Source organism: Erythrobacter sp. SG61-1L (assembly GCF_001305965.1).
Classification (GTDB): domain Bacteria; phylum Pseudomonadota; class Alphaproteobacteria; order Sphingomonadales; family Sphingomonadaceae; genus Andeanibacterium.
The window spans coordinates 23,830-50,627 of record NZ_JXQC01000003.1 but is presented as its reverse complement, the minus strand read 5'-3'; the positions used below and the strand labels follow the sequence as shown (position 1 = coordinate 50,627).

Genomic DNA, 26,798 nt, shown 5'->3' with positions numbered 1-26,798 from the left:
GCGGGATCAGCTGACGTCCAGGTCAATTCTGTCGTCGGATGGCGACCTGTCTCCAACCGGCAAAGCGCGGCTTAAGAGCGCGAGAATCTGCGCGATGTGGATCCCGCGCTCGGCTTTTAGATCCTCGACGTTCTGCAGGCTCAACGGGAAGCGGACTTCCATCATCACCATGAGGCCGATCACATCCGGCGGCGACATGAGCTTGAAGACATAGCCGCAATCGAACGATATGGATCCGGGATGGCCCGGCTGCTTCTGTTCAACAAACCCTACGGGGTCTTGTCGCAATTCACCGACCGCGGTTCGCCAACGGTTCGCTCGACATTGTCCGACTTCATTGCAGTGAAGGGCATCTATCCCGCCGGGCGCCTCGATCGGGATAGCGAGGGCCTGCTGCTGCTATGCGATGACGGGCGGCTGCAGGCGCGCATTGCCGATCCACGCTTCAAGCTGCCCAAGACCTACCTTGTGCAGATCGAAGGCGATCCGCAGGAGCAGGAACTTGAACGCTTGCGGAAGGGCGTCCGGCTCAAGGATGGCATGACCCTGCCGGCCCAAATTGCGCGCATTGACGAGCCGGACCTTTGGCCGCGCGATCCGCCGATACGCCAGCGCAAGTCCATTCCCGACAGTTGGCTGAAAATCACCATCCGCGAAGGCCGCAACCGACAAGTGCGCCGAATGACGGCGGCGGTCGGGCTGCCCACTCTCAGGCTGGTGCGCTGGTCGATCGGTGACTGGACTGTCGCCGGGATCGCGCCGGGCCAGTTCAAGGAACTCTCTGTCTAGGCGAAGTCAACCGCGGAAGGCACCGCCACGCTTTCAATCGTCATCAAGGCAAGTCGTCAGGATTCTGAATTCCCATGAATTATCGCCATTCCTTCCATGCCGGAAACAGCGCCGATGTCGTGAAGCATAGCCTGCTGATCGCCCTCGTTCGGGCCTTGCAGCTCAAAGAGGGCGCACTGACCCTGATCGACACCCATGCCGGCTGCGGGCTGTATGACCTTCACGGCGATCAGGCCCAACGCACCGGTGAGGCCACGCAGGGCGTGCTGCGGGCATTTGCCGATCCGAACCCCCTGCTGGCCGACTACCGTGCTGCCGTACAGGCGGTGAACGAGGGGGGCGAGCCACACCTTTACCCCGGCTCGCCGCGCATTCTGGCGCAGCTGTTGCGCCCGCAAGATGTCCTGATCCTCAACGAAAAGCATCCCGAGGACGCAGGTGCCCTGCGCGGCGCGATGCGCGGCATACCCGCCGCAGTGCATGAGCGCGACGCCTACGAGCTATGGCTTGCGATGCTGCCGACCCGTACGCCTCGCGGCGTGGTGGTGGTCGATCCGCCGTACGAGCAGACGGATGAACGCACCCGTATCACAACCACCCTCGCCGCCGCTCACCGCAAATGGGCGCATGGCGTGACAGTGATCTGGTATCCGCTGAAAGAGCGCCACACACATTCCCGGTGGAAGGAACAGTTGCGCAAGCTCGGCATCCCGAAATTTCTGGCGGTGGAGCATTGGTTGTACGATAGCGATCAGCCCGGCATCTATAACGGCGCGGGCCTTTTCATCGTCAACCCGCCATACGCCTTCACGCAGGCCTTGCCGCCTCTACTGGAAGCACTCCGCGCCACGCTGGCACCGGAAGGGCATAGCGGCGAGATCGCAGCCTATTGGTTGGACGATTAGAATAAACGATGCTGACAGATCAACGCGGCAGCATCGGCTCGGTGATCGTGGTGACCTGCATTAGCCGCTGATGGAAAGTCCTGCCTCTTGGCCTCAAAATCAGGGTCGAAGGCGTCCAGAAATCCAGGGGCCACTCAGCCTTCAACATTCCGCAGAGCTGGAGGGAAACCGGCGTACATCAGCACGATACGTTTGGGCTGCTTATAGCCTGTCCGGTAGTAGTCGTTCTTTACGCGGCGGTTCGATCGACCGTGGAGACGGGGTCAATGTTCCGCACGGCGAGGCCGACCCGGATCGCGTCTGCATCGCAGCTTTTTTCCGCAAAGCCACGCTCAAATCTGCCACCCCGCCTAGCCAAATCGCCTCACCTTTCAAAAAGGTGCGTCACGTCTGGCAGGAGCGCTTTCGCACTTGTCACCACCATCCTTGAAAGACAGGTCTCCAAAACCGTTACAATGGGCCAGCTTAGCATGTCCGCCCCGTATAACTCTCAACACGAGCATCTTCGATCACGAAATTCGTAGTAAATAAGAGCGCCCCGAAAATCGTACTAAAATCACCGCTCTTAGGAATTCCTGAAACAATAGCCTCTCGATATGGCGCCTCTGGATGCCCGGGATTCCTTTTTACATTACGAGGCCCAATTTTCTTATCATACATCACCATAATTTGAAAGTCATCACGACACCCCAACTCCGGAGTCTCTTCATTTTTCAAAAATGTCCCAAACAGAAAGTAGTCATTTTCCGAATTACTCAGAAACAGCCTCACCTTCGTTCGTTTCGCCTCGGAAGCACCCGCAGAGTCAGCGGCCGAGCGGATGAATTGCGAAAGATCATGAACGGGGGGGGCATTCTGCGCCGGCCCACCACCGTTCGAAGCACAAGCCACAAAAAGAAAAAATATTGGAAATAAACAAATTTTGACCATGATTAATTCCGTTAATCATATTAATTTTGAACGAAAATCCCGCATATACATTATTTATAGGATTCAATTTTTTCGCGATATGGTCGCGAGAAATGACACCAAAACTTCCGCCATCACCTCCAAGATAAAATATAAAATCTTTAGAACCGCGGCCAGAATAATAGTCAGTATAGGATTTAGGTCGCGAACTCATAAACTTGCGCTAGAAGCACGGATGGCGTCAAGCTGTCAGCTCTCTTAGCCAAGTCAGGAGGCAAGAATTGGCGAGGGGAACAGCTGGGGCTCTGCGAAGAGCAGAGGGATTTCTCCCGTCCTCCCAGCACCAGCATGCGCAATCCAATGCGAACTGCTTCAGCACCGGCATGAGCCGACATGATCTGACCAACTTTGAGTGGCGCGTTATCGAGCCGCTTCGCCTAACAAACCTAGGGGCGTGGCCTGTGTCGATGACCGGCGCGTGCTGAACGGCATTTTCTGGGCGCTTCGATCCGGTGCACCGCGGCGCGACTGGCCGGAACGCTATGACCCGCGCACCACTTGCTACAGCCACTTAGTGCGATGACGGAAGGCCGGGGTGTGGGATCGGATGATGGACGCCATCACCGCCGCACATGATGGCGACATTCAAATGATCGACTGCACATCCGCCGCCCCCATCAGCAGGCCGCGTCGGCAAAAAGGGGGAGCGAGATGATTGTCTCAGTCGTTTCCGAGGTGGCCTCACGACCGAAATCCACGCGGTCGCAGACGGGCTGGGCCTCCCTCCGAGGAAAAGGAGCGTTCGCCAATATCCCGCCAAAGCCCAATCGGAAATCGAAGCCCCGCTTCAGCACATAGCTCTATCGCGAGCGTAACCTGATCGAGCGCTTCTTCTCCAAGCTGAAGCACTTCCGCGGGGTTGCTAAGCAATACGACAAGCTGGTGGAAAACTTCCTCGCCATGGTCCAACTGGCATCAATGCGCCTGTGGCTCCGCGTTTATGAGTCTACGGCCTAGCATGTCCGCCCCGTATAACTCTCTATACGAGCATCTTCGATCACGAAATTCGCAGTAAATAAGAGCGCCCCGAAAATCGTACTGAAATCACCTTTCTTAGGAATTCCTGAAACAATAGCTTCCCGATATGGCGCCTCCGGATGACCTCGCTTTCCTATAATGTTACGAGGCCCAATTTCCTTATCGTAAATGACCATAATTTCAACATTGCCGCGACACCCCAACTCGGGCATCTCCTCGTTATTCAAAAATGTTCCAAACTGGAAATAATCATTCTCCGGATTTCCCAGAAATATCTTCACCCTTGCGCGCTCCGGAGCGGAAGAAGACGAATAATCAGTGGACGAACGGATGAATTGCGTAAGGTAATTAATCGGAGTATCAACCCCATTTAAATAATTATTATTATTAATACATGAAGAAATGATAAACAATGTTGCAATGAAAAATATTTTCCTCATCATTATTTTCCATACATTAATTTAATTTTCGACAAAAATCCCACATATTCTTTATATTTATAATTAATTCGTTATAGGCTATCTATAAAAATTATCAAAACCTCCATCCTCACCGCCAATATAAAATATCAAATCTCTCGGACTAGATCCTGTGTGATATCCATTAAAAGATATAATATAGCTCCTCTGATCACCAGGAAGTTGGCCCGAAAAATTGTTGCCGCCTCCAGGCGGATGCAAGTGTCATTGCCCGACAACGTCGGCAGTTAAACCTGTGCTTTCAGCCTAACCGCAGCTCGTCTCCACTTCACGAATTTTCGTGTCTAAACAGCGGGCTACGAAGCCCCTATCCTTCAAGCGCCATCGCTTTCCGCTTGAGATCATATGCCACGCTGTGTGGCTGACCTTGGCAGCCAGAATGGCGTGAGGATGGATCAGAAGAAGGGGAAGAGATCTGCCCATGTCCATCTCGCAAAAGTTTTCCAGACTTCTGCGTATGCAAATCAATTATCAGACTAGCTAGTCCGCTTTATCTCTTGCAGGACCAGGGCGTCAGCACCAGCATTTCCGAACGAAATCCGGGCCGAAGACGTCAACACCGTCATTCGAAGGGGTATCCGTGAGTGAGGATCACACTGGCGGACAAATCGATCAGTTTAAGGGGCAAGCATTACTGGCCTGTCGGCCGGTGATGCAGGCTGGGCGAAATGCAATTGTCATTTGAGGTCCGTATCAGCGCGCCGCGATGGCTGGCACTGCATCCCGATTTCACGCGCAACACGCCGCTCTGCTGGACTATGTCGGCCGGCAGGTGCGTGATTCTGCGCTGAGCGAAGACATCGTGCAGGAAGCCTATCTGCGGATGCTGACCTTTGAGGCCAAACCGGACAATACCATTACCAACCGGCCAGCCTTTCTGCGCCGCATCTCGCTGAATCTGGTGCGGGACCATTTCCGCCGCGTCACCCGTGTTCCGGTTGTTGAATTGTGCGAGACAATTCCCTGTCCGATGCCGACTGCGGATCAGCAAATTGAACGACGGCAACTGATCGGGCTCGTGGCGGATGTTCTGGGCAAGATGCCGCGCCTGCGCCGGGAAGTCTTCATCCGTCGCCGTGTGCGCGGGCAATCTGCGGGTGAAGTCGTGGCAGCGATGGGGCTTTCTGCCAGTGCTGTCAGTCACCACATGGCGCGTGCGATTGTGGACTTGCATCTGGCGATCGAGAAAATTGAAAAACGAGGCGGCCCTGTCCGAGACTAGTTCCCTTGAGTTCCAGGCAGCGGAATGGATAGACCGGCGCACCAGCGGCGAGCCGTTCGACGAGTCCGCCTTTCAGTCCTGGCTCGCCGGGGATTCCCGGCGCCCTCTGGTGTTCGACACTATGTGGCAGCACATCATGGGAGAGGACATGGACGCCGCCCTGCACCGGTTTGACCGGCGATCCGCTTCCAGACGCAAACTTGTCGCAGGGGCAGTGGTCGCCGTGCTGGTCATGGCAGGCGGTTACAAAGCCATGCCCATGGTTGAGTTGCAGCTCGCCCAGCCGCAGAAGTTTGCAGTAAACGGCGAAGATATCCGCGAGGTCGAACTTGCGGACGGAACGCAGATCTTCCTGGCAGGCGGTGCACATGTGACGGTGCGCTATACGCGCCATGACCGAGTGGTTGAGCTTACCCAGGGCGCGATCTTTGCCAATGTCGCCCATGATGAGCGGCGGCCCTTCAGAATCGATACTGGAGGCGCCCGCATCGTTGACCTCGGCACGAGCTTCGAGGTTTCGAGCAGGCCCGGGAATGTCCGCGTCACAGTGGCTTCGGGTGTGGTCGAATTCGGTCGCAATGGCTGGTTTGGCCAGCCGATCAGACTGGTTCAGAAACAGGCGGCCAGCCTTGGCCCGGCGGGACTGCGCCGGATAGCGGATGTGGCACCCGACGATGTCGCCCGCTGGCGAAATGAGTGGGTGGAATACAAGGGAGCGCCCCTGAGGCAGGTGGTGGCCGATCTGCAAACGCTCTCGCCTTTGCCCATCACCATTGCCGATGAAAGCCTCGCAAACAAGCTGGTCGGCGGCCGGATTCGTCTGACCGATCCGGCGGGCCAGCTTGAAAATCTGGCTATCATCCATGAGTTTCGCGTGCGACGCGGCGATGATGGCCTGATCGTTTCAGGCAACTGAGCTGCAGGCCGCGCTCTTCACCCGCAGACTGCCATAAATCTGCAACAAAAAACTTTGGCAAATTTCGGCACTGGCTGCGTCTTCCCCCGAACCCAATCAACTTGCACACAGGGGAATACATAGTGTCAACGTTCCAGAGCTCGCTTCATGCGGGGGTCGCCGCATTCGCTCTTGCTATTGGCGCTGTTGCAGCCGCATCGCCGACGTTGGCGAAGGAAGCCATCGACCTTCACTCCGGAACCTTGGAGGATTCTCTCAACGCCCTATCCCGTCAATACGGCGCTCAGATATTGTATGATCAGGCCTTGTTGCGCGGCAAGAAAGCGCCGGCAATTCAAGGCGTATCTTCGGTCGAAACGGCGCTGGCCCGGCTTCTGCACGGGTCGGGCCTCACCTATCAAAAACGTGGAAGCACTTATCTGGTTGTCGGAGACAAGGCCCGGAACACGGCCAAGCCCAAGCCCGACACAAAGCCAGCAGGCAAAGCGAGTTCGGCCGCGACTGCCCAGCCACTGGCAGAAGCAGCTCCCGCACTTGCAGATGAAATCGTGGTTGTGGGTGAGAGGGCTGTCGATCAGTCGAATATTGCCCGCAAATACGAGATGGACGAAATCTACGACTCCGTGAACGTGGATGATGTCGGCCAACTTCCTGATTTCAACATCCCGGAAGCCATGCGCCGAATTGCCGGCGTTTCGGCAATTTACGACGAGGACGAAGGCCAGTTCATGACGGCGCGTGGCCTGCCCGTCTCCTACAATCTCACGACCTTTGACGGCATGGTGATGTCCACCATCGGCGGCTATGGCGATGGCTCGCGCAACATCAACATGCAGGCCATTCCTTCCACCGCGCTCAAGCGGCTGGAAGTCTACAAATCCCATATGTCCGATCAGGACCTTGGCTGGGTGGGCGCCCATTTCAACACCGACACCCGGTCTGCCTTCGATGCCAGGGGCCTTTATCTCGTCGCGCGCGCCAAGCTGAATTACTTCACCGCCAATGACACACCCACGGCCGTTCCGGTGGGAGACGCCAACAGCGCCGACACGCTGGGCTATCAGGCCGATCTGACCGTCAGCGACCATTTCGGTTCGGATGACCAGTTCGGCTTCGTTCTGGGCGGAAGCTATTATTACAAGAACCGCCACCAATACAAAACCCAGTACAATACGCTCGGCTATCTCGGGGCCGACGAGGATGGCGATGGGGTGGGCGATACGGTCGTCCCACGGGAAATTCGTGCCTATGCCTATACCAATGCGGTCGAGCGCGCGGGCGTCGTGGCCAAGCTGGAATGGAAGCCCGATCCGATGACCTATCTGGCCTGGACCGGCGCGCTCTACACGATGAACGAATCCGAAAACCGTTTCATGCACGGCATCCGCGGGATCAGCGAAAGCAACATGAAGGTGACGGACGCCACCTCTGGCACCTTCGCGAAGGGTTATGGTGAAATCCAGGCAGCCTATTTCCCGAACAATCGACGCCAGATCAGTTCCAAGCTTCACGGCGACCATACATGGAGCAATGACGGCAAGCTGAGCATGGATCTCGGCTACAGCCAGCACAGGCTGAAGGATGATGCCTTCCCCGACGTCAGCATTCGCACGGCGACCAATATTGCCGGCACTTACGACACATCGGACACCTTCTGGCGCCTGATCCCAAATGAAGCATCGACCACGGCGTGGTATTCCAGCCCCAGCTACGTGAACGTCACCTCCAACGACATTCGCTCGCGCCATAGCGAGGAGCGGGTGATCGATTTCAAGGCGGATTACGACTGGCACACGCAGGGCGAGTTGGGCCTGGGCTTCAAGACCGGGATCAAGATTACCGATCTCTATCGCACGCGTGACGATGGCCGCATCCGCGGCGTGCGAGGCACGAACACCGGCATTTCCGATTACGACTTCACCTATCTGAGCGATTTCGAAATTTCCGGGCGCGACGGGCAGCCCATGCTGTTGCTCGATTTCCAGCGCTGGCAGGAAGTGATGAGCCAGACAGAGGATGTGAACAGTTCCTATGAATATGATCGCCAGGACGACAGCGCCTATGGCGAGACCATCAAGGCGGTCTACGCCATGGGCACTTACGCCACCGATCGAATGAAGCTGGCCGCCGGCCTGCGCTATGAAGATGTGGATGTGCGCGGTTGGTACAATGCGGTGGAGGAAGCTTCTCCGCATGATCTCTACAGCCGCCAGGACATCAAGGGTGGTTACCGCGCACTGAGCCCCAGTGTCAGCTTCCGTTATGCGCTGGCCGACGACTTGCGCCTGAAGCTGGCCTTCAGCCAAACGCTGGGCCGTCCCAATCCCGAGCAAGTGGCCAAATCGGGTGAAAGCGTATCGTTCAACGCGGATGACGAACTGACGTCAGCGACACGCGGCAACCCCGATCTGAAGCCGCGTCGTTCCTCCAATCTGGATGGCGCTCTGGAATATTACTTCAGCGGCCGAAAGAACCTGATCATGGTCGGGGCCTTCTACAAATATATCCAGGATGAGATCGTCACCCGCACCAGCGTGATGGACCTTGTCTATGATGGTGTCCTGTATGAGGACGTGCGGGTCAAACAGCCGCAGAACGCCGAGAACGCGCGGGTCTGGGGTGCCGAGGCGCAGATTGTGCTGTCCGATCTGAGCTTCCTGCCCAAGCCGTTTGACCGGCTGGGCTTCAATGCCAACGCCCTGCTCACCCGTGCCCGGATGAAGTATAGCGACAATCTGGAACTGGCCTTCCTGCCTTACCAGTCGAAATTCGTGGCCAATGTCGCCGTCAGCTACGAATGGACGAACCGGCTGGAAACCCGCGTCGCCTATAATTTCCTGGGCGGTTATCAGGACGGCGTAAGCCTCAATTCCGACGAGACCGCGGTCAATCTCAAGAGCCAGACCCGCTGGACCGATTGGCAAACCATCGATGCCAAGCTGCAATACAAGGTGACCGACAAACTGCGGGTGGAACTTGAAGCGAAGAACCTGACGAACGCCAATCGGCGCAAGATGCAGGGGCCGGGCTTCCAGTATATCTATGAAGAGAACGAGTTCGGCCGCTCCTTCTTCCTTGGCGCCACCTATCGTTTCTGATCCTTCGGGGCGTCGGCACAATCGGGTGCGGGCGCCCCGCTCTCTATCTCAGTGCGGGGATAATCCATCCATGCGTTTGAAACTTGCCTTTGCCGGGCTACTCGCCTGCACCAGTGCTTCTGTTGTCCATGGCCAGAGCCAGCCCCAGCCCGTGCCTATGCCGCCGCCCGCGCAGAACGATTGCCAGTCCGATGCGGATATCGAAGGCCCCTGCGGCTCGATGTTCGACGATATGCCCATGAACCGGATTCAGACGATCGGTTCGCACAACAGCTATCACCAGCGGCCAACACCGCCGGAACTCAAGCTGATCGAGCATATCCGGCGCGGCCCGTCCCACGGCTGGGATTATGGCCATGCGCCGCTTGCCGATCAGCTTGATCGCGGAATGCGTCAGCTGGAGCTGGACGTCTATTACGACCCCGATGGCGGCCGTTACGCCGATCCGCTCGGCCCGCGGCTGACGGCCGGAACCCGGGGCGCTGCTCCCTACGATGCCACGCCGATGCAATGGCCGGGGTTCAAGGTCATGCATATGCAGGATATCGATGTGCGGTCCAGTTGCGCCACGCTGGTTTCCTGCCTTGGCGAGATCAGCGCATGGTCGCAGGCGCACCCCGGCCATGTACCGCTGTTGATCATGTTCAACACCAAGCAGGAAACTATCGATTTCGAGGGGACTGTCCGGCCATTGCCGGTAAGCAGGAAGGTCTTTGCCGCACTGGAAACAGAGATTCTGTCGGTCTTCGTCCGCGACAGGATCGTGACCCCCGACGACGTACGCCGGGGAGAAGCGACCTTGCCCGAGGCGCTACGCAAGCACGGCTGGCCCAGCTTGCATGATACGCGGGGGAAAGTGTTCTTCCTGGTCGACGAAGGCGAAAGCGTCATCAAGACATATCTGGACCGCAGCAAGGCGCTGGAAGGCAAGCTGCTGTTCGTCAAGTCGGTTTCGCCCGAACAGCCCCATGCGGCGGTGTTTGTGGAGAACGATCCGCTGAAACAATACGACAAGATCTGCGGGCTTGTAGATGCCGGCTTCATCGTTCGCACGCGCGCCGATGCCGACCTCAAGGAAGCCCGCACGGGCGACACATCCCGATTGACCGCAGCGCTCAAATCGGGCGCGCAATTTGTGACCACCGATCTTTACGAAGCCCACCCCGACCTGAGCGATTATTCCGTATCGCTGGAAGGCCATCGCACCGCCCGCCTCAATCCCCATTGGCAGGGGCAGAGCCCGCAAGGCGCCCTGGAACCAATCGGCGAGTGCCCGGATCCCTAGAGCCTGCGTTCGCGCCTGAAAGACAGATACGCGTTCCCAGCCCTGTCATTGGCCCGGCATTCGCCCCCCTACTTCTCGGCATTCCGGACACGACCCGTTGCGGTCATTAGGCCGAACGCTAAAATAGTCACGAAGGTGCTGTCAGTCGGATGGCAACTTGTCTCCGAACGGCGCAGCTACGGCGAGACCATCGTTACGTCAGGCCAAAAGCGACTGCCACTCGGCCAGGGCGGCCGAGCGACGGATCTTGTAGGTTTGACGATCGACGAGGTGGCGTTCCGAGTTGAAATGGTTGTGCAATGAGGCTTGGACCGAAGCGAATTTCTGTAGCGATTTCATTCGTCGAAACCTCAGCATTGCCCGCTCTCGTCTTCGGAACGGCAAATGTGAATTCTCAGCCCGATTGTTCAACCACCTCCCAATCTCGCGACGATCGAGATTGCCCAGGTCGCGCATCGCAGCAGGGTAGGATCGAAGCCCGTCAGTCACAATCTTCTTGGGCTTGCCGTGGCGCTTCAGCGCCTTCTTCATGAACGCCGAAGCCGCGGATTTGTCCCGTTTCTTCGTCACAAAGGATTCCAGGACCTCACCTTCATGATCAACGGCGCGCCAGAGGTAAACCATCTCGCCATTCAACTTGACGTACATTTCATCAAGATGCCACCGCCAGTGCCGGAAGCCACGCATGTGGCTCACGCGCTGCCTGCGGATCTCGGCAGCGAACATCGGCCCGAACCGGTTCCACCAAAGCCGCACCGTCTCATGACAAAGATCATATCCATGCGAGAAGAGCAGATCCTCGACGTTCCGCAATGACAGCGGATATCGCTCGTAGAGCATCACCACCATCCGGATGATCTCGGGCGATGAATGAAAATATCTGAACGGATTGGCGGCTTTGCTCATCTGCCGCGGCTAGCACTCAGTCGCCGCTCGAGCCATCCCTTTGACAGCACCCGCCAGCGTCAGATCACCAGGACCAAGTGAGGCAGGGCCTCGCCCTTGTTCACACCGCTATTGCGAGTGCAGCGACTGCTGCTGAGCCTACAGCCTTATTCGTGTCAACTGCAGCCTGCGCTTTTCCAAATAAGGGCACAAACCCGTCTTCAGCTCCCTCATTTCGAGTAGGTATTAAGGTAGCCGTTTCACCTACCATCTCGACCTCAACACATTTCGCAGACTTCACGAACGTATTGAACGACTTCACCCCAGCGAGCGCGAGAACTGGATCGAACAGATTCGCAAAAGATTTCGGATGCGGAACACCCTCACGCGACGCATCCAAGCATCGCCTTACGGATAGCCCCAACTCCTCGACATCATCTTTCTCGACTATCATAACCGGATCATTGATAACCCATATACCGGCAGTAGTCTTCGACGAGCTGTGGACGTAAATCTTACCTCCACGCTCATAGATAGTTGCAGCCTTCATCGAACCTCGCTCTCGTCATGGAAAGAGTATGACATTTACCGAAACACCGCGTGAGGCTCCATACTCCACTGTCTGATTGATGATAGCCTGCTGCGCCGACGATCCGCTATGGGGGATAGCGAGATCAAGCGCGCGCCCAGAAATGTCCTGAGGGCGGATTCGAACACCAGCCCAAGTCCTGCCCTGAAACTCTGCCACCGTATCCACGTAGCCGTTGAGCGTTCGGGTTAGGGTGGAACCGCTCTGATACGTCACAGCATCCAGATCGACGCTTTTGATACTCGTCGCCAGCCCATTCTCAAACTTGTCGATAACCGGGAAGTTACCGGGAAGATTGTGACCAAGCGCCTGTTCGATCTGCTGACCACGCGCGAAAGGATTGAGCCTCCAAACACCCCTCTCTGCGGCTCCGGCCACTCTCAGATCAATGCTGCCGATCCTCGCTACCGGAGAAGCGGCACGAAACTCCGGCGCAATTAGCCCCAAGACGCCCAAGAGATTCAGCCCAAATTCTAGGTCGTCAGCGCGGGTGGCCGGTCGCATCAGGGTCGCCTCATCTCGCAACCAAGGACTCACATCCTGTGACGCCGCCATGGCGATCGCCAAGCTTGCTTCCGCTCCCGTTCCGGAGATTTGCATAGGCGCGACCGACGTCACGATAGTTGACGCCCTTGGCAACTCATTGAAGAGCGCCGACGGCCCAGAAAGCCAATCAACGAAACCCGACCACGCAGATTTCAAAGCACCGAGGAACGACGAGTCCCCAGATCCATCGTATTCGGTCAAGCTATGAGCGAATACCAATGCAGCCGCACCGCCGCTCAACCCGTTCGTCGATATTCCGGAGTCGGTCAAATTAGCGGAAATTTCCCGGCTCCAGTCGACGAACCGGTTGGTAGCCGAAAAAGTATCCAGTCCATTAAGCTGCTCACTTAAATAGGATTGAGCCGCATTTCCCATAAGAGCGACATCAATTGCACGGAACGCTTTTCCGTCTTTGTATAATTCGTATCCGTAAAGGTCGCCTTCTTTAACAAATCGCGCTTCATCCGCCCCCATCGCCTCAAGCAATTCCTTAGGAGCTTCAGGGCCGTCGATGCGCTCTCTTTTTCCGTTGGTCTCAGCCTTGACGGTGTTGATCACCGCATTGCCAACGGTCAAATACTCATTGTGCACCCAAATCCGGCTGTTTCCGACGAAGTAGGTATGATCGATTTCGACGGCAAAGTTGTAGACGTCCGCCTTGTCGGGAAGAGCATTCAGCGAAGAAATCCGGTACTTTCTTCCGAATTGATTGATGACTTCGATCCCGATCGTCAGATCGCCCGTTGCCACCCAACCGCTTCCAACCACGTAGAATGGGTGCTCCTTGGTCGCAATAATTGTTTCCTCTGCCCCCTTCTCGCCTTGGAATACGATTTCGATAACGTCTTTGTTCTCAAACCTGTACCGCTCGATGATCTTTCGTTCCGAAACGGCACCGTTGACGTCCCTATCATTTCTGGAATAGACCAAATCGCCCACTCGCAGATCTTCAATGGGGAGCGCCCCGGAGGCTGTGGCTACCAAAGTGCCTGCCACAAAACAGGGCCCCCGCGCGGGATCGTAGTTGACGTTTGCAATTTCGATCGCCGGCACTTCGGATGTACCATTTCCTTTTGCCGCCGCGACGACCGCCCTCGCCAGCACTTGTCCGATCACGTCGGGAAGACCCGCGATGAGATTGTCACCGAAACTGGTGCCTTCGATCGCGCTTCGTGTGGCGGCGCTGGCGATGAGTGATGCGCCCCCTGCGACCGCTTGCGAGATCTGACCGGGCTGGAAGTCCTTGTCCCAACTCCAGGATCCATCTTTTCCGAAACTGCCGTTTTTGCTGTTGAGCCCGCGCTGCACTGCCCCGCCAACGCCCGCCGCCATGCCCGCCGCCGCGACACCTGCCCAACTGAACTTGTCCTGGAGATGGGTCGCTACACCGATCCCTTGGGTCACTGCGCTGGAGACCGCGCCACGCACGACATCGCCAAGGAACTGGCTGCCCGCGACTGCGCCTTGACCGAAGACATCGGCAACGCCAGCGCCAACAACGGAGCTGACACCTGCCAATGCCACGCTCTTCCAGCTGAAGGAATCCTGGATTCCGGTGGCGAAGCCCACAGTCTGACTGACCACGCTGCCCAGCATGGAATTGCCAATCGATGCCAAGAAACTACCGCCGAAGGGAGCGATGACAGAGATCCCGATAGCAATCGCGGCCAGCAGGATCTGCCCGAAGAGGCCGCAATTGTTCTTCTTGGGCGGCTTGGGCGTCGAGGGCGAGAGATCCCCGATCGCCTGTGCCGGATCGTAGGGGCGGAAGCTGTCCGCCGTGTAGGTATTGCGCAGCACGCCGGAGGGCAGGGTCAGCTGCTGCCCGGCGATCAGGTTGCTGGCGACCGAAAGCCCGTTGGTCTCGGCGATCTTGTACCACAGCGAGGCATCGCCATAGAGCTTCTGGGCGATCGATTGCAGCGTATCGCCAGCTTTCACGGTCCAGCTGCCGCCAAGGCTGCCCTGTTCGTGCAAATTGATCGGATCGAGCGCCTGAGCAAACCCGATGCTCGACTGCGCCTTGGTCGATCCGCTGCGGAAAGTGCCGGTATCGCCGACGGTCTGCTGCTGCGAGAGTGAAGTCAGCAGGGTCGGGTTGGTGCCGCCATTATTGCCGACATAGCCGATCTCGCGGTCGCCCAGGCGATACCACAGCTCGTGCGGGCTGCCGGTTTGTGCGGAGGGCGCGTTGCTCGGCTTGGTTTCATCGCGGCGGATGATCTGGCCGACTTCGTCGAGCGTGAAGTAGACGTCGCGCACCTGGTCATCGGCGATATGCGCGTTGATCAGCTGGCCCAGGCCATTGTAATTGAAGGTAGTCGTCCAGTCGTTGCTGCCTTCAACGTAGTGAATGGTCTTCTGCACCGCGCCATCCCACCATTCGAAAGTGTTAGTGGTAGTCGAGGTCTTTGCTGACTGGCCGGTGACGTTGTTTGTGCTGATGAAGGATATCACGGTGCCGAGCGCATAGCTGGTGCCCGCACCGTAATTGTTGGTGACCGACTGAGTGTAGGTCTTTCCATCGCTCTTCAGCGTCGAGGCGAAGGTCGCGTCTACCCGGCCATTCTGGGTGTTGTAGGTGGTGGTGGTGTTGTAGACGACGGTCGTCCCGTCCGTGTCATAGGTGTTCTGCGCAGTTTGCCGGTTCAGCTTATCGTATGCGAAGGTGCCGCGCAGGACTTCGGCGGTATAGACGACGAAGGCTTGGTCCGAAGGCATGGGCGGGCCGCCCGTCGCGGCATCGAGCGCCGCACCAATATAGGCCTGCTGGTTAAAAGTGTTCCCGGCGACGTAAATCTTGTTCAGGCGACCGGCACCATCATACACGTATCTCTCGGTTTCGGTAGCAGTATATTGTGTCAAACTGCCCGAAAAAGAGCCGTAAGGCGGCAAGTCCATGGGCTGGAGATAGTATTCATAAAACTGGTTAGTGGTGACGGAAATCCGCTGGCCCGCCTTGTTATAGGTGAGAGACTGCGACGGATCGCCGACGAAATCCTTGTTTATCGGCGTCGCCAGACTGATCACGCCATTGTAGAGATCGCCGTTGTTGATCACGACCCGGTTCATGTTGTCGTAACGGTACCAGGATGTCCGGACCGCATCGCTGGTGTTGAAACCCCCTTCCGCGTTCATGTAGCGATAGGTTGAGCGCTTCATCATCACGTTGCCATTGGCGTCGTATCCGAATTCGACCTTGGCCTCAGGCTGGACTGTGGTCGGTTCGATCGTGTCGGAAGTCAGGCGGCCCAGCGCGTCATAGGTCGCCGTGTGATCCTTCCAGACCACAGTCGTGCTGCCGCTTTCAAGCGTGCCGTATTCGGTCCGCCGATTGCCAACTTCGTCATAGGTGTAGATCGCGCTCTGCGTGGTCGTACCGCTGAGGGTCTGTTTCGCGGCAATGCCGCCATTGCCGACCGTACTGGTATAGTAGGTCCAGCCAGAGGCAACGGTGAATGCCTTGCTGATCTGACCAGTGTTGTAATACTCGTAATTGTAGCTGGTCGATCCGATCTGCGACTTGGTCAGCCGGCCTGCCAAGTCGTAAGTGTAGCTGGTGATGTGGCCGCCCAGGTCGCTCTTGTAGGTCGCACGGCCGAACAGGTCTGCCCTCTCAGTCAGCATCTTTGAATTGGCATATGTAGTGACCTTGCTCCAACCGCCAGGCGCCGTATAGCCGATCCCGCCCGCTGCGATGGTTGCATCCCAGCTGTAGGTGTACGTCGTTACATCGCCGCCAAAAGCGCGCGTCGAGACAACCCTGCCCTGCAGGTCGTAATCCGTCGTCTCGATGTTGCTTCCGAGATAGCCGCCTGCACCAGCGTCATAAGCATTGTAGTGGCTGTTACCGTGCTTGATTTGCTGCCCGAGCAAATCGTAGCGGTAGCTCTCGTAGAAATCGTCGGCCGTATAGAGATTCTGAGTGCCTGTTGAATACTTTTGACGCAGTTCCCGGCGTTCGATGAGGCGACCAAGCTTGTCGAAGGTCTGCTCGGTCTCGAGCCAGATGTCGTTGGAGCTCGAGCCGGTCCCGTCGAACAGCACCTTCGCCACGCGGGCATCACCGTGAATGTCGTATCCAGTGCGCTTCCGGCCGCCGTCGGCGTAAATTTCCTCGGTGACCAGCGCCTGGCTTCCGTCATAGCCGGTCCCCGCCAGCAAGGTCAGACGCGTAAGATTGCCCTTGTTTGCATCTTTCGATGTACCAGTTGCCGCATCTGCTCCGCCTGCCGCATAATTGCCGTTAGCGTCACGCATGGCAACGAGGCGCCCGGACACATCATAATAGTAATCTTCGGCTGGTTTCACCCATTTGGTGGCGCCGGATTCCAGCGTGATCTCGACAGCCGGGCTCTCCGAGCGGATCATCCGCCCCATCGTGTTATACGTATAGCTGAGCTTCGCCCCGGCCGCATTAGTCTCGCTCGCGACCTCGCCAAAGGCGTTGTAGTTGCGGGTCGTGGTCAACTTCACGCCAGCGCTGCCGATCAGTTGACGCTCTTCCTCCACCACTGAGGTTGCCAGATTGCGACCGTCATAAACGGTATAGGTCGCATTGACGTTGGCCTCGCTAATCAGCGCTCTTGCTTGGCTGAAGGTCTTGCCACTCAGATCGGCGCCAGCGCTGGTAATAGCGACGGTCTGACTACCGTTCTTGTCATAGCCGAAATATTTCCAGATCCCGTCGCCGGAATTGGACGCCCACAGTCGGCCTGCGGCATCATACATATTTTGCTGCTGCCAAGCCCCGTTAATGCCGCTGCGCACGACGTCGCCGAAGGTATTGTATTCGGTGCTGCTGACGTCACCCGCCTGCCAAGCGCTGCTGATCCATGCCGCGACCTTCTGTTCGGTCACCCGGCCGAGCGCGTCATACTTGCTAAGCACGGCCTCAAGCGTGCCCTGCCCGCCTGCCGATCCGGCGCGGAAATACTGGTCGCGGATCACATGGCCGAGATCGTCATAGAAATACTGGTGAACATTGCCCTCGGCGTCGGTAACCGTATCGAGCAGGCCGCCCGCACCATATGTATATTGAGTAATACGCGCCGCAGTGCCGCCCAGGCCTGCCTGCGTCGTCCGCGTCAGATTGCCGAGCGCGTCATATTCATAATTGACCTGCGGAGAAGCGAGGCTCCCCTGATAATCAGTGAACTGCGGCCGCTGCTCCTTCCACAGCCGACCTGCGGCATCGTAGAAGTAGTTGATTGCATCCCCTGTCGCCTCGGTCTTCCGAGTGACCTGCCCGAGCCCGTTATATTGGTAGTGAACGGTCGCGTCGGCGGAGATGCTAGCGCCTTGACCGTCGAAGATTGTGACTTTCAGGCGCCTCTCGGAAAGCCGATTGCCATTTTCGTCATAAGTATATTCGGTCACTCGATCATTGGCATCAAACGCAATGACGGGCGCGCTGCTCGTATTCGGCGCCCCGGTGAAACGGGCCGCGAAACGGCGCTCACTCAGGACATTGCCATCTGAATTGTATGACCAAGCAGTGAGATATCCCTCACCGTCCACCTGCGACGTTTTGCGCCCCAGCGCGTCATAATAGCTGAAAGTCTTGTTGTTCTCAGGGTCAGTCAGCTTAACGACATTGCCAAGGTAATCGTATTCATACTGGGTGACCAGTTCGGTGGTGGTCGTGTTAGTCCATGACGAACCGTTCCAGACGCCCGTCTTGTAACCACTCGGCAGCAAGACTTTGCTCTCAGTCATCTTTCCGAGAGCATCATATTCGAAACTCGTTTGACGCACCGCCCCCACGAGGCCCGGCGCAAGATTGTCAGCGCCACCGGTTGCCGGCTGGGAACCATTGCCTTCATAGACGGAAACGGTCTTCACGTTACCGTTTGCGTCATATGTGTAGACGGTGTGAGCGCCAATCGCGTTGATCTCGTGGGTCTTACGGTTGAGCTTGTCGTAGAAGAACACGGTACGATTGCCTGCTGCATCCACGGTTTTCGTCACATTGCCGTTGGCGTCATAAGTGACCGCCTCCGTCGGCACGAAATTCGCGTCAAAGGCGACATGCCCGTTCTGATCGAGCACCGTGCGCGTATCGCCGGTTGTCTGGGTCAATCGACCAAGCTTGTCGTAGACGTAGTTGGTTGCGCGCGCTTCGGTGAAGCCAGCCGCTTCGATTTTGCGCCTGACATTTCCGAGCCCGTCATACTGGTATTCGGTCCTGCCCGAACCTGACGGATCGGTCTCACTCAGCAAAAGCCCGCGCTTGTCGTAGGTGTAAGTAGTCGTGCCGCCGGCAGTGGCTGGGTTCGTCGTGTATGATCGAGCCACGGTGCTCACACGGCGACCGAACGCATCATATGTGTAACGTTCGGCAAAGCCCTCCGCATCTGTCGACCTGACCAGTTGGCCCCGAAGGTCATATTCAAAGCTGGTCGTCGCCGGATCGTCGAGCTGGCCGAGAGTGAAGGAAGGCAACTGTGCCGTTCCGTTCTGCTGGGCCGCCTTCAGTTGTTGCAGATTCAGAAGCGCGGCACTGGCAGCGTTCTGCGCTGTGTTTGCTTGAGACTGAGCGCTATTTGCCGCAGCCTGCGATTGATTGGCAGTGACCTGAGCCGCACTGGCCGCAGCTTCTGCGCTGTCAGCCAGCCCATCTGCAGTGACATAAGCAGCCATGGCATTGCTGGCGGCCGTCCGGGCGCTTGCAACCTGTTGGAGCAGGCTGGTGTAAGTGGCCCCAGCCGAAGTCCCGAAAATCGGGAGAGCATCTCCAGGCGAATAGTTCGCCTGGTTATTCACGACGGTGTTGGCCGCGCTATAATTCGCCCAAGCTTGGTCTACCTGACTTTGATAATATTGGGCCATCGCCCCAACACTGGGATTGGCCAATTGTTCAGGTGTGAGGCTGTAATACCAATTCTCCATCTCCTGCTGAGCATTCTGAGCAGTCTGCTGCATGCTTGGCAGCTTGGCGGCCAGCTCCACGAAATAGGCATTGAAGGCGGCAGTGATCTGTGGCGCCAGATTGGTTGCCGTCGTGTTCGCCTGTTGCTGCAGGCTGTTCGCTGTACTCAGTTTGGCATTGGCATCGGCGCGAAGGCCTTGAGCATTGTTGGCAAGGGCGGTGTGGGCCGCGTGATCGGCAGCGGCTTCAGCGGCGAGGGCGTCCGCCTGCGCAGCCCGGCTATCGGCAATCTGCTGCAGCGAAGCGACATTCGCAGCGGCTTCCTGTATCTTGCCGGACTGGCCACCACGGGAACCATAGATGCTCAGTTCATAGCGGCTGAAGGACACCATCTGCCCGAATGCGTTATATGCAGAAGTTTCTACATAGCCTTCGGCATCGATCCGCTGTGTTACGTGGCCTAGCTTGTCATAGGAATAATAAACTGCCGATCGGGCTCCCAGCTGAGGCAGATTGAACAGCTCAAAGTTGTCGAGGATGCCTGCGCCCGAGCCGGCCTGCGCCGCAGCATATGCCGCATCTGCTTCAGCTTGGGCGACATTGGCGTCATTACGCAACTGGTCTGCAATGGCCTGCGCCGCATCCGCCTCAGCCCGTGCCTGCACTGCGGCGTCGTGAGCCACCTGAGCCGCCGCCGGGTCGGCAATGGATGCCTCTATCTGCTGGGCATTTGCGAGTGCAGCGTTTGCGACACCTTGCGCGGCATCGGCATCACTCTGCGCCTGGACAGCGTCGGAGGCGGCCTCATCTGCGGCGGCCTGCGCAGCTAGCGCAAGGACAAGATCAGCATCTGCGCTGGCCTGCCCCTCATGGGCACTAACCTGAGCAGAAACTGCATCGGCAACTGCCTGATTTGCCGCTGCCAGAGCCGCGTCAGCAGCCTCTAAAGCCGCATCATAGGCATCCTGAGCAGCCTGTATTTCCTGAGAATTGTTCTGCTGCGCCGCCAGTTGATCGGCATAGGCAATTGCCGCATCGGCATCCAACTGGGCCAAATCCGACGCCGTCCGCAACTGGGTTGCCGTGGAAGTTGCCGCTGCAAGAGCAACCTGCGCCGCAGTATCAGCATCATGCGCCGAACTGGCTGCGGATTGCGCCTGAGCAAGATCGGCAAGCAGAGCACTATAGGCAGGATCGCTTCCGCCGAGCGGTTCACCAACCCCGTTCGCGACATCGAAATAGGCATTGATTACAACGCCAGCACGATATGTCGACGTTTGCGATGAGGAACCAGAAATCCCGGACGGAACAAAGGACGCATTGTCCTTGCCACTGCTGTAGAAGCTGTTGACCGTCGATGTGCTGGATGGCCAGCCCGTCGAATAAGTGTTGTGATTGAGGTCATAGATTGCTGCGCGCACCTGCACCCACAGCAGCTTCAGCTTGTTCATCGTCTGAGTAGGGTTGACACCCCCACCCGAAACGCCCGCAAAGCCGGTTATCCAGTTCTCCAGATCCTGCTCGCGAGCAACAAGCCAACTAAGCTTGTCAGCCAGAGCGACGGCGCGATCCGCACCAACGTTATTTGCCCGCCAAGTCAGGTTGTTATAATAGACGTTTATGTAGAGACTGCGGTATGAACCACCAAGATCCTCGACGTAGTTCGTCTGGGCCGAGTAGAGGCTGCAATAATTCGTGAGTTCCGCCAGCACGAGGCCGCTGGTTCCGTTGTCGAGGTCTGACACCTCTTCCTCGGCGTTGTCGAGCCAGTTCTCGTGCGAGTTGATCCAGCTGCTGGCATTTGCCAATGCAGCCGCACGCTCTGCTTCAAAGCTGACCGCACCTCCACCGCTGTAATTGGCAATCTGCCCCTCTAGATCATCGACCAGCGCTTCGGCGCCGGCGGCGGCAGCCGCAGCGGCATTGGCGATCGCCTGCGCCTGTGCCTGGGCGGCCTCGCCCGCATCGGCCTGAGCATCCAGAGCGGCGGCAGACTGCTGCGCCAGTGTGGCCGCCTCATAGGCCGCCTGAACATCAGGATTACCACCTGATGCCAGCAGGTCTGCATAATCGAGCGCCTGATCGGCAGCATCTTGCGCGGCATCGGCCGTGGCTTGTGCAGATGCCGCGGCAGAGGCGGCCTCATTGGCGGTGGTCTGCGCTGCGTTTGCAGCATTCTGCGCCTGAGTGGCTGCCGTGTTGGCAGCCTGCCTCGCATTGTTGGCTGTGACCACGGCCGCATCGGCAGTATTCTTGGTGTTGAGTGCAGCAGTTTTCGCGCTGGCTTTCTGGTTGGAAAGCGTCACCGCCGAGTTCATCGCGGTCTGTGCGCTCGCCTTTTGCGACTGACGGGTCGCCAGCGTCGCCACAGCGGTGTCGTAATTGGACTGGAGCGCCTGGTAATCACTGACCTGCTGGGTCGTGAATCCCTTGTAAGTGTTCACATAGGTCTTGCCTGCGGCACTCAGTTGGCTGCCTGCCTGCACACTTGTGATTTCATTATTGACCGCAGTTCTTGTGGTATTGACCGCCTGCTGCTGCTGCTGCAACGGCTGAACATACTGAATATAATATAAATACTGATACTCAGGGGACAGGGACGCCATTGAGGCCGTTGCCGCACTGATTTGCGTCTGGAGGTTATTCGAGGTCGTCTGGAGCGAGTTGGAATATGCCTGCAAGGATGTAATCGGGCTGGCATAGGCCTGCGCGACGGTGTTCGACGAAAGCTGGCTGGCAAGGTTGTTAACGGTGGTTTGCTGGCTGGTGACCGCCGCCGCTGCGGTGTTGTAGGCAGTGGTCGCAGCGTTCGCTGCTGCCAGTGCATCGGCAGCTTCCTGCGAAGCGGTGTTATAGGCAGTTTGCGCGCTGGCTGCTGCGGTCACCGCATTATTGTAAGCTGTCAGTTTCTGGGCGGCTGTTGCCGCAGCAGCGTTCGCTGCGCTCTGGGCAGTGACTGCAGCCGCCTGAGCCGAGGCTGCATCGGCCGCGCTCTGGTCCGCCGTGGCTTGCAAGCCATCGGCTGTGACTTGAAGTGCAGCGGCAGCATCATAGGCCGCCTGAACCTCTGCCTGATCGGGACCCTGAAGCGACTCAAGATAATCCCAGGCAGCATCAGCAGCAGCCTGTGCCGCCACTGCGTCCGCCTGCGCCTGCGCTGCGTCAGCGGCGACTCCATCAGCGATGGACTGGAGCGCATCGGCTTCAGCCTGCGAGGCACCTGCTGCCGCCTGAAACGGCAACACCGCGGCGGCGGCGGCGGCAGCATCGGCTGCGGCCTGAACAGCTGCAGCCTGTGTGGCATCGGCAGCCGCCTGTGCCTGAGTTGCAGCATTGTAGGCTGTCTGCACATCTGCCGCAGTTGGCAGATTATCCGCATAGGCCTGCGCGGCATCTGCATCGGCCTGCGCCTGCGCCGCGACCCCTTCCGCTGCAATAGCCGGAGCATTCAAAGCATGGGCCGCCGCCTGCAACTGGTTGTAAAGCGAATACAGCGAGCCTGACGTTCCCGGCATTTGGGCAGGATCAAAAACGGCGACGCCGGTTTCAGCCGAACCGGTTACCGCGACACTGAAGCGTGCGCTCTCCACAACCTCGTTGAAGCGGTTATAGCGCGTGGTCGTCACAAAACCCCGGGCATCGCGTGTAGCGACGAGGCGGTTGAGGCTATCGTAGTAATTGTACGTGGCGTTACCGAGCGCGTCGGTAGCCTTCACCACATTGCCAAATGTGTCATAGACGTAGCGTGTCGTGCCGATCAGCGCGTTAGTGGCGGTCAACACCCGACCCAGCTTGTCATAAGTAAAGCTGGTTACATTGCCATTGGCGTCAGTCACACTGGACTGGTTGCCAAGGCCATCATAGGCGAACTGGACTGAGATCTGCTCGGCCTCGCCGTATGCAGAAAACTGCCTCTTGAGCCGGCCCACTCCATCGTATTCGTAATGAGTGCGGACCTGATCCGCTGTCCCATAGGCGGTATAGACGTCGGTCAGCTGGCCAAGCGCATTATAGGCATTGCGGGTGACAAACCCCTCTCCATCAGTGGTGGAGAGCACATTGCCCGCTTCGTCATAGGATTGGCTGACGGTAATGGCCGTGGTGGTCGGCGTACCCGCGAGCAGCGACGCGAGCTGAGAAATGGTAGTGGAATCGCCCACCGGCATCCCGTTCCCGCCGTAGCGCGTGGTCGACACGGCGCGGCCTTCCTGATCGTAAGCATAACCGGTAACGAAATTCCCGGAATCGAGGCTGAAGACCACTTCATCACGCGAATTATACCAGTTTCGGGTAATGCGATTGGCCGTATCGTTTGCCTGCGCGGAATTTGCAGCCCAGTTGTTCAACGCAGAGAGTGTCACACTGGAGCTGTACAGATTGTCGAACGCCACAGCCTTGGTGACACGCCCCGACGTATCGTAAGAAAAGGCTGCCACACCGCCTTTGGCATCGACAGTGTAAGCTACACGTCCCGCGGAATCATAAACCGTATGGCTTGTCCGATCGACAGCATTGGAAGTGACAGCGGCTTTGACCGACGCGTAGGTCCGGTCGGCAAGTGCACCCAGATCAAGTTCGGTAGTATAGACAGTGGTGCTTACGAGCCGTCCTGCAGCGTCATAGCCGTAGCCGACGACCCCACCTTGCGCATTGATGTCAAAACGCAAAAGCCCCTGACCGTCATAAACGGCATAGCCAAACCGGTCGACGGTGGAGCTGCCGGCCACATATGCTCTCAACGCCTCGAAGGTTCCGCTCGCTCGATCTGCTGCCTTGGTCGCGGTCGCATAGGCAATGGTCTCAATTGCCACCCCGGCAGCATCGTAAATCGTCTCGGAGAGGTAACCCTCTCCGTCGAGCACACCCACATGCTGACCGGCCGCGTTGTAGAAGCTGCGCGCGACTACGTCCTTGGCGTGTGCCGTCGGCAGCACTGGCGCGGTCGGCAGTCCTACCTTCAGAGCGGCCAGAGCCGATCCTGAAAGCGCGGTATACCACGCAACGGACTTCACCAGCTGCCCGGCCTTGTCATACTCGTTGGTGACGGTCCCACCCGCATTGTCGATCGACTGGATCACACGGCCGGCATCGTCATAGACCGTCCAGCTCCACACATCGGCGGCACTGGTTGAAGGGCGAATATCTGCAAAATCAGCGGTCGATGCCGGGTTCTGGAAGGCCGTCTTGTTCGCTGCGGAAAGCGCCGTAGCGTAGCTGATTGTCGCCGCAAGGCGGCCCGCCGTATCGTAACGGAATTCAGTGACTTCGCCGTATTCATTGGCGCTGGCCACTTTGCGACCGCCCTTGTCGTAATAGATGTAGCTCGATCGTCCGCTTGCATCTGTCACTGAGCGCAATCGTCCGGCGGCATCATATTCGTATGTGGCTGTGCCTGCTGTCGTGCCTGCGCCGCTCTCGGTCAGGCTGATCAGTTCCCCTGCCTTGTTATAAACCGAGGTTGTGGTCAGGCCTGCCGCAGTCGTTACGATTGTTGTGCTACCGCCGCCGATGAATGTTACGGTTGTCGTGCCGCCATTCCTGTCCGTCGAGGAATAGAGCCGCCCCATTCCATCGTAGAGGAAGGTCTCGTGCGCTTCACCCTCGCGCCAACCTTCCAGCAGATTTCCAGCTTGGTCGTAGGCGTAATGGGCGGTCGTAACGCCCTCGCTCGTCAATGGATTACCCGAGTTGTCGGCAATGCCGTAAGCCTTGCTAAGAACCAGATTGCCGCGCGCGTCATAGGTATTCTCGGCGATACGCACCGAATTGAGGTCGGTGAGCGAAGGAACCCATGCTTCCATCTCCGCCACCGATATCTCCGTCTCCCCGGCCACGCGGGAATGCCCGACATAGGAAATCGTACGGGAAAGCTGACCAGCGGTAGTATAACGATATTCGGTAACGCGGGCTGCCGCATCGACAGTGAAGCGTAGATGTCCTTCGCTGTCATAGGCATATTGGGTGTAATGAGCGAAGGCCTTCCCGCGCTCATCCGAGCCGATGCTCTGTTCGGTGATCAGGCGGTTTTTGCCGTCATAGGTGCGCGCGAGAGCGTTACCGGTCGGATCGGTGACCCGCGTGTTATTTCCATTCGCGTCGTATGTGTAGCTGGTGATCTTGCCGTTGGAGTCAGTCACCGTTTCGAGATTGCCGTCAGCATCATAGGCAAACTGAACGGTCTGCACGGCAGCGCCCGAAGCGGCCGGCGGCGCGGTGATCTGTGTGAGGCGGTTCTGGACATCATAGTCAAGCCGGGTGACCTGCCCGTCCGGCCCGGCAACTTCGGTATAGCCCACACCGTAAGTGAGTGTGGTAACCCGAGTAACCCCAGCTGCAACTGCCTGCGTCAGGGTCAGGACACGGCCCAAGCCGTCGTAGGTCACCGCCAGATGCGATCCATCGGCCTGACTGATCGAGGCTATCCGATTGGTCGCCCCGTCATAGGTGTAAGTGGTGACATAGCTATTGCCGTCGCCCACTGAATTGTCGCCCGGCGTGAGATCTGTCGTGACAGTCTCGAGCCGTCCCTGCCCGTCATAACCATATCGGACGCGGGTGAGGGTCTTGGCGGAAGATGTGGCAAGATCGGTGTACCCAGTAACCACCTGGGTGATCGAATTGCCACTCCAGCCATACTGGGTCCAGCTGCCGTCGGCGGTGGTTGCCTTGTCGAGGTGGTCTGAACCCGTGATATAGGTGAAGGTAAGCGCGTTGCCATCAATATCCGCCACAGTGCGAATGCGATATTCGCCAGCGGTCTGGGCGACCTCGTAATATTCCTTCACCTGGCTGTCGCCGTCGGTCCAGACCCATTCGGATCCGGAATTGGTCAGTGTGTCGAAGGCTCCCGATCCGTCCTTCGTCAGATATGCGCTTCGCCCCGTATCCCATCCGTAAACGATCACAGAACCATCGGCCCCCAAGCGGCTGATGGTGCTATCGACTGTGTTCAGGGTGCCAGTCAGGCCGAAAACCTTGCGAGCGGTATTCTGCTGCCAATGATCGCCATTGTCGCCGTCAGCAGCATCCTGAATGCTGTTATAGGTCCGTGAGATTGCGGCATCGGGTCCGAGACCGATAAGAAATTCGTCCTGATGGCTGATCAGCAGATTACCGGTCGCAGCGTTGAGCGAAACACTATCACTCCCGCGTCCCAGCAGCGCGGAACCCAATTGCCCCACTCCACCCAGAAGATTGCCCGAACCCCGAGTGAAACCCGCACCTAGTCCAGTATAAATCGCAACCATCGAACCCCTCGCCGGCAAA

The 26,798-nt window shown here is 57.8% G+C and carries 12 protein-coding genes and 1 pseudogene; 7 read left to right on the top strand and 6 right to left on the bottom strand.

Annotated elements, in window-relative coordinates:
• Positions 1 to 6 precede the first annotated feature (6 nt).
• Positions 7 to 288, bottom strand: a complete 282-nt coding sequence (locus tag SZ64_RS18855) for a hypothetical protein (protein ID WP_199797094.1) — start codon at positions 286 to 288, stop codon at positions 7 to 9.
• On the opposite strand from SZ64_RS18855, the gene SZ64_RS00740 reads away from it, so the two are divergent.
• Positions 241 to 789 (top strand): pseudouridine synthase, encoded by a 549-nt coding sequence (locus SZ64_RS00740; protein ID WP_054529082.1) that lies wholly within the window; start codon positions 241 to 243, stop codon positions 787 to 789. The two genes, SZ64_RS18855 and SZ64_RS00740, sit on opposite strands and share 48 nt — an antisense overlap.
• Positions 790 to 863: 74 nt before the next feature.
• Positions 864 to 1,694, top strand: coding sequence for a 23S rRNA (adenine(2030)-N(6))-methyltransferase RlmJ (gene rlmJ / locus SZ64_RS00735; protein ID WP_054529081.1), 831 nt, complete (start codon positions 864 to 866; stop codon positions 1,692 to 1,694).
• Between the two features lie 465 nt (positions 1,695 to 2,159).
• Here the strand turns inward: rlmJ and SZ64_RS18420 are convergent, their stop codons facing one another.
• On the bottom strand, positions 2,160 to 2,624 hold the full coding sequence (locus SZ64_RS18420) for a hypothetical protein (RefSeq protein ID WP_156313389.1): 465 nt from the start codon (positions 2,622 to 2,624) through the stop codon (positions 2,160 to 2,162).
• 362 nt (positions 2,625 to 2,986) lie between these two features.
• Between SZ64_RS18420 and SZ64_RS18080 the strand changes: the two are divergent.
• Positions 2,987 to 3,620: pseudogene (locus SZ64_RS18080) on the top strand (IS5 family transposase).
• On the opposite strand, the gene SZ64_RS18415 reads toward SZ64_RS18080, so the two are convergent.
• Positions 3,617 to 4,084, bottom strand: a complete 468-nt coding sequence (locus tag SZ64_RS18415; RefSeq protein ID WP_156313387.1) for a hypothetical protein — start codon at positions 4,082 to 4,084, stop codon at positions 3,617 to 3,619. The pseudogene SZ64_RS18080 and the gene SZ64_RS18415 overlap by 4 nt on opposite strands.
• Positions 4,085 to 4,826: 742 nt before the next feature.
• On the opposite strand from SZ64_RS18415, the gene SZ64_RS00730 reads away from it, so the two are divergent.
• The 4 genes from SZ64_RS00730 (at position 4,827) to SZ64_RS00715 (ending at position 10,641) form a co-directional block, all read left to right on the top strand.
• Positions 4,827 to 5,342 carry an RNA polymerase sigma factor gene (locus SZ64_RS00730; protein WP_054529080.1) on the top strand — a complete coding sequence of 172 codons (516 nt, stop codon included), beginning with the start codon at positions 4,827 to 4,829 and terminating at the stop codon, positions 5,340 to 5,342.
• Positions 5,311 to 6,258, top strand: a complete 948-nt coding sequence (locus tag SZ64_RS00725) for a FecR domain-containing protein (RefSeq protein WP_054529079.1) — start codon at positions 5,311 to 5,313, stop codon at positions 6,256 to 6,258. The genes SZ64_RS00730 and SZ64_RS00725 overlap by 32 nt, the downstream gene beginning before the upstream one ends.
• 206 nt (positions 6,259 to 6,464) lie before the next feature.
• Complete coding sequence (locus SZ64_RS00720) at positions 6,465 to 9,356, top strand: TonB-dependent receptor (protein WP_162225051.1); 2,892 nt, start codon at positions 6,465 to 6,467, stop codon at positions 9,354 to 9,356.
• A 70-nt stretch (positions 9,357 to 9,426) separates the two neighbouring features.
• Positions 9,427 to 10,641: a Ca2+-dependent phosphoinositide-specific phospholipase C gene (locus tag SZ64_RS00715; protein ID WP_162225050.1), complete on the top strand. Its 1,215-nt coding sequence runs from the start codon at positions 9,427 to 9,429 to the stop codon at positions 10,639 to 10,641.
• Positions 10,642 to 10,839: 198 nt separating this feature from the next.
• On the opposite strand, the gene SZ64_RS00710 is transcribed toward SZ64_RS00715, so the two are convergent.
• The 3 genes from SZ64_RS00710 to SZ64_RS00700 form a co-directional block, all read right to left on the bottom strand.
• Positions 10,840 to 11,547, bottom strand: a complete 708-nt coding sequence (locus SZ64_RS00710; protein ID WP_054529076.1) for an IS6 family transposase — start codon at positions 11,545 to 11,547, stop codon at positions 10,840 to 10,842.
• Positions 11,548 to 11,647: 100 nt separating this feature from the next.
• Complete coding sequence (locus SZ64_RS00705; protein ID WP_054529075.1) at positions 11,648 to 12,076, bottom strand: hypothetical protein; 429 nt, start codon at positions 12,074 to 12,076, stop codon at positions 11,648 to 11,650.
• A gap of 15 nt (positions 12,077 to 12,091) precedes the next feature.
• Positions 12,092 to 26,704, bottom strand: coding sequence for a polymorphic toxin-type HINT domain-containing protein (locus SZ64_RS00700; RefSeq protein ID WP_054529074.1), 14,613 nt, complete (start codon positions 26,702 to 26,704; stop codon positions 12,092 to 12,094).
• Positions 26,705 to 26,798 lie beyond the last annotated feature (94 nt).

Coding starts and splice junctions, on each gene's coding strand:
- SZ64_RS00730 (WP_054529080.1), top strand. CDS start 4,827: ATGGCTGGCACTGCATCCCGATTTCACGCGCAACACGCCGCTCTGCTG.
- rlmJ (WP_054529081.1), top strand. CDS start 864: ATGAATTATCGCCATTCCTTCCATGCCGGAAACAGCGCCGATGTCGTG.
- SZ64_RS00710 (WP_054529076.1), bottom strand. CDS start 11,547: ATGAGCAAAGCCGCCAATCCGTTCAGATATTTTCATTCATCGCCCGAG.
- SZ64_RS00705 (WP_054529075.1), bottom strand. CDS start 12,076: ATGAAGGCTGCAACTATCTATGAGCGTGGAGGTAAGATTTACGTCCAC.
- SZ64_RS18415 (WP_156313387.1), bottom strand. CDS start 4,084: ATGATGAGGAAAATATTTTTCATTGCAACATTGTTTATCATTTCTTCA.
- SZ64_RS18420 (WP_156313389.1), bottom strand. CDS start 2,624: ATGGTCAAAATTTGTTTATTTCCAATATTTTTTCTTTTTGTGGCTTGT.
- SZ64_RS00715 (WP_162225050.1), top strand. CDS start 9,427: ATGCGTTTGAAACTTGCCTTTGCCGGGCTACTCGCCTGCACCAGTGCT.
- SZ64_RS00740 (WP_054529082.1), top strand. CDS start 241: ATGGCCCGGCTGCTTCTGTTCAACAAACCCTACGGGGTCTTGTCGCAA.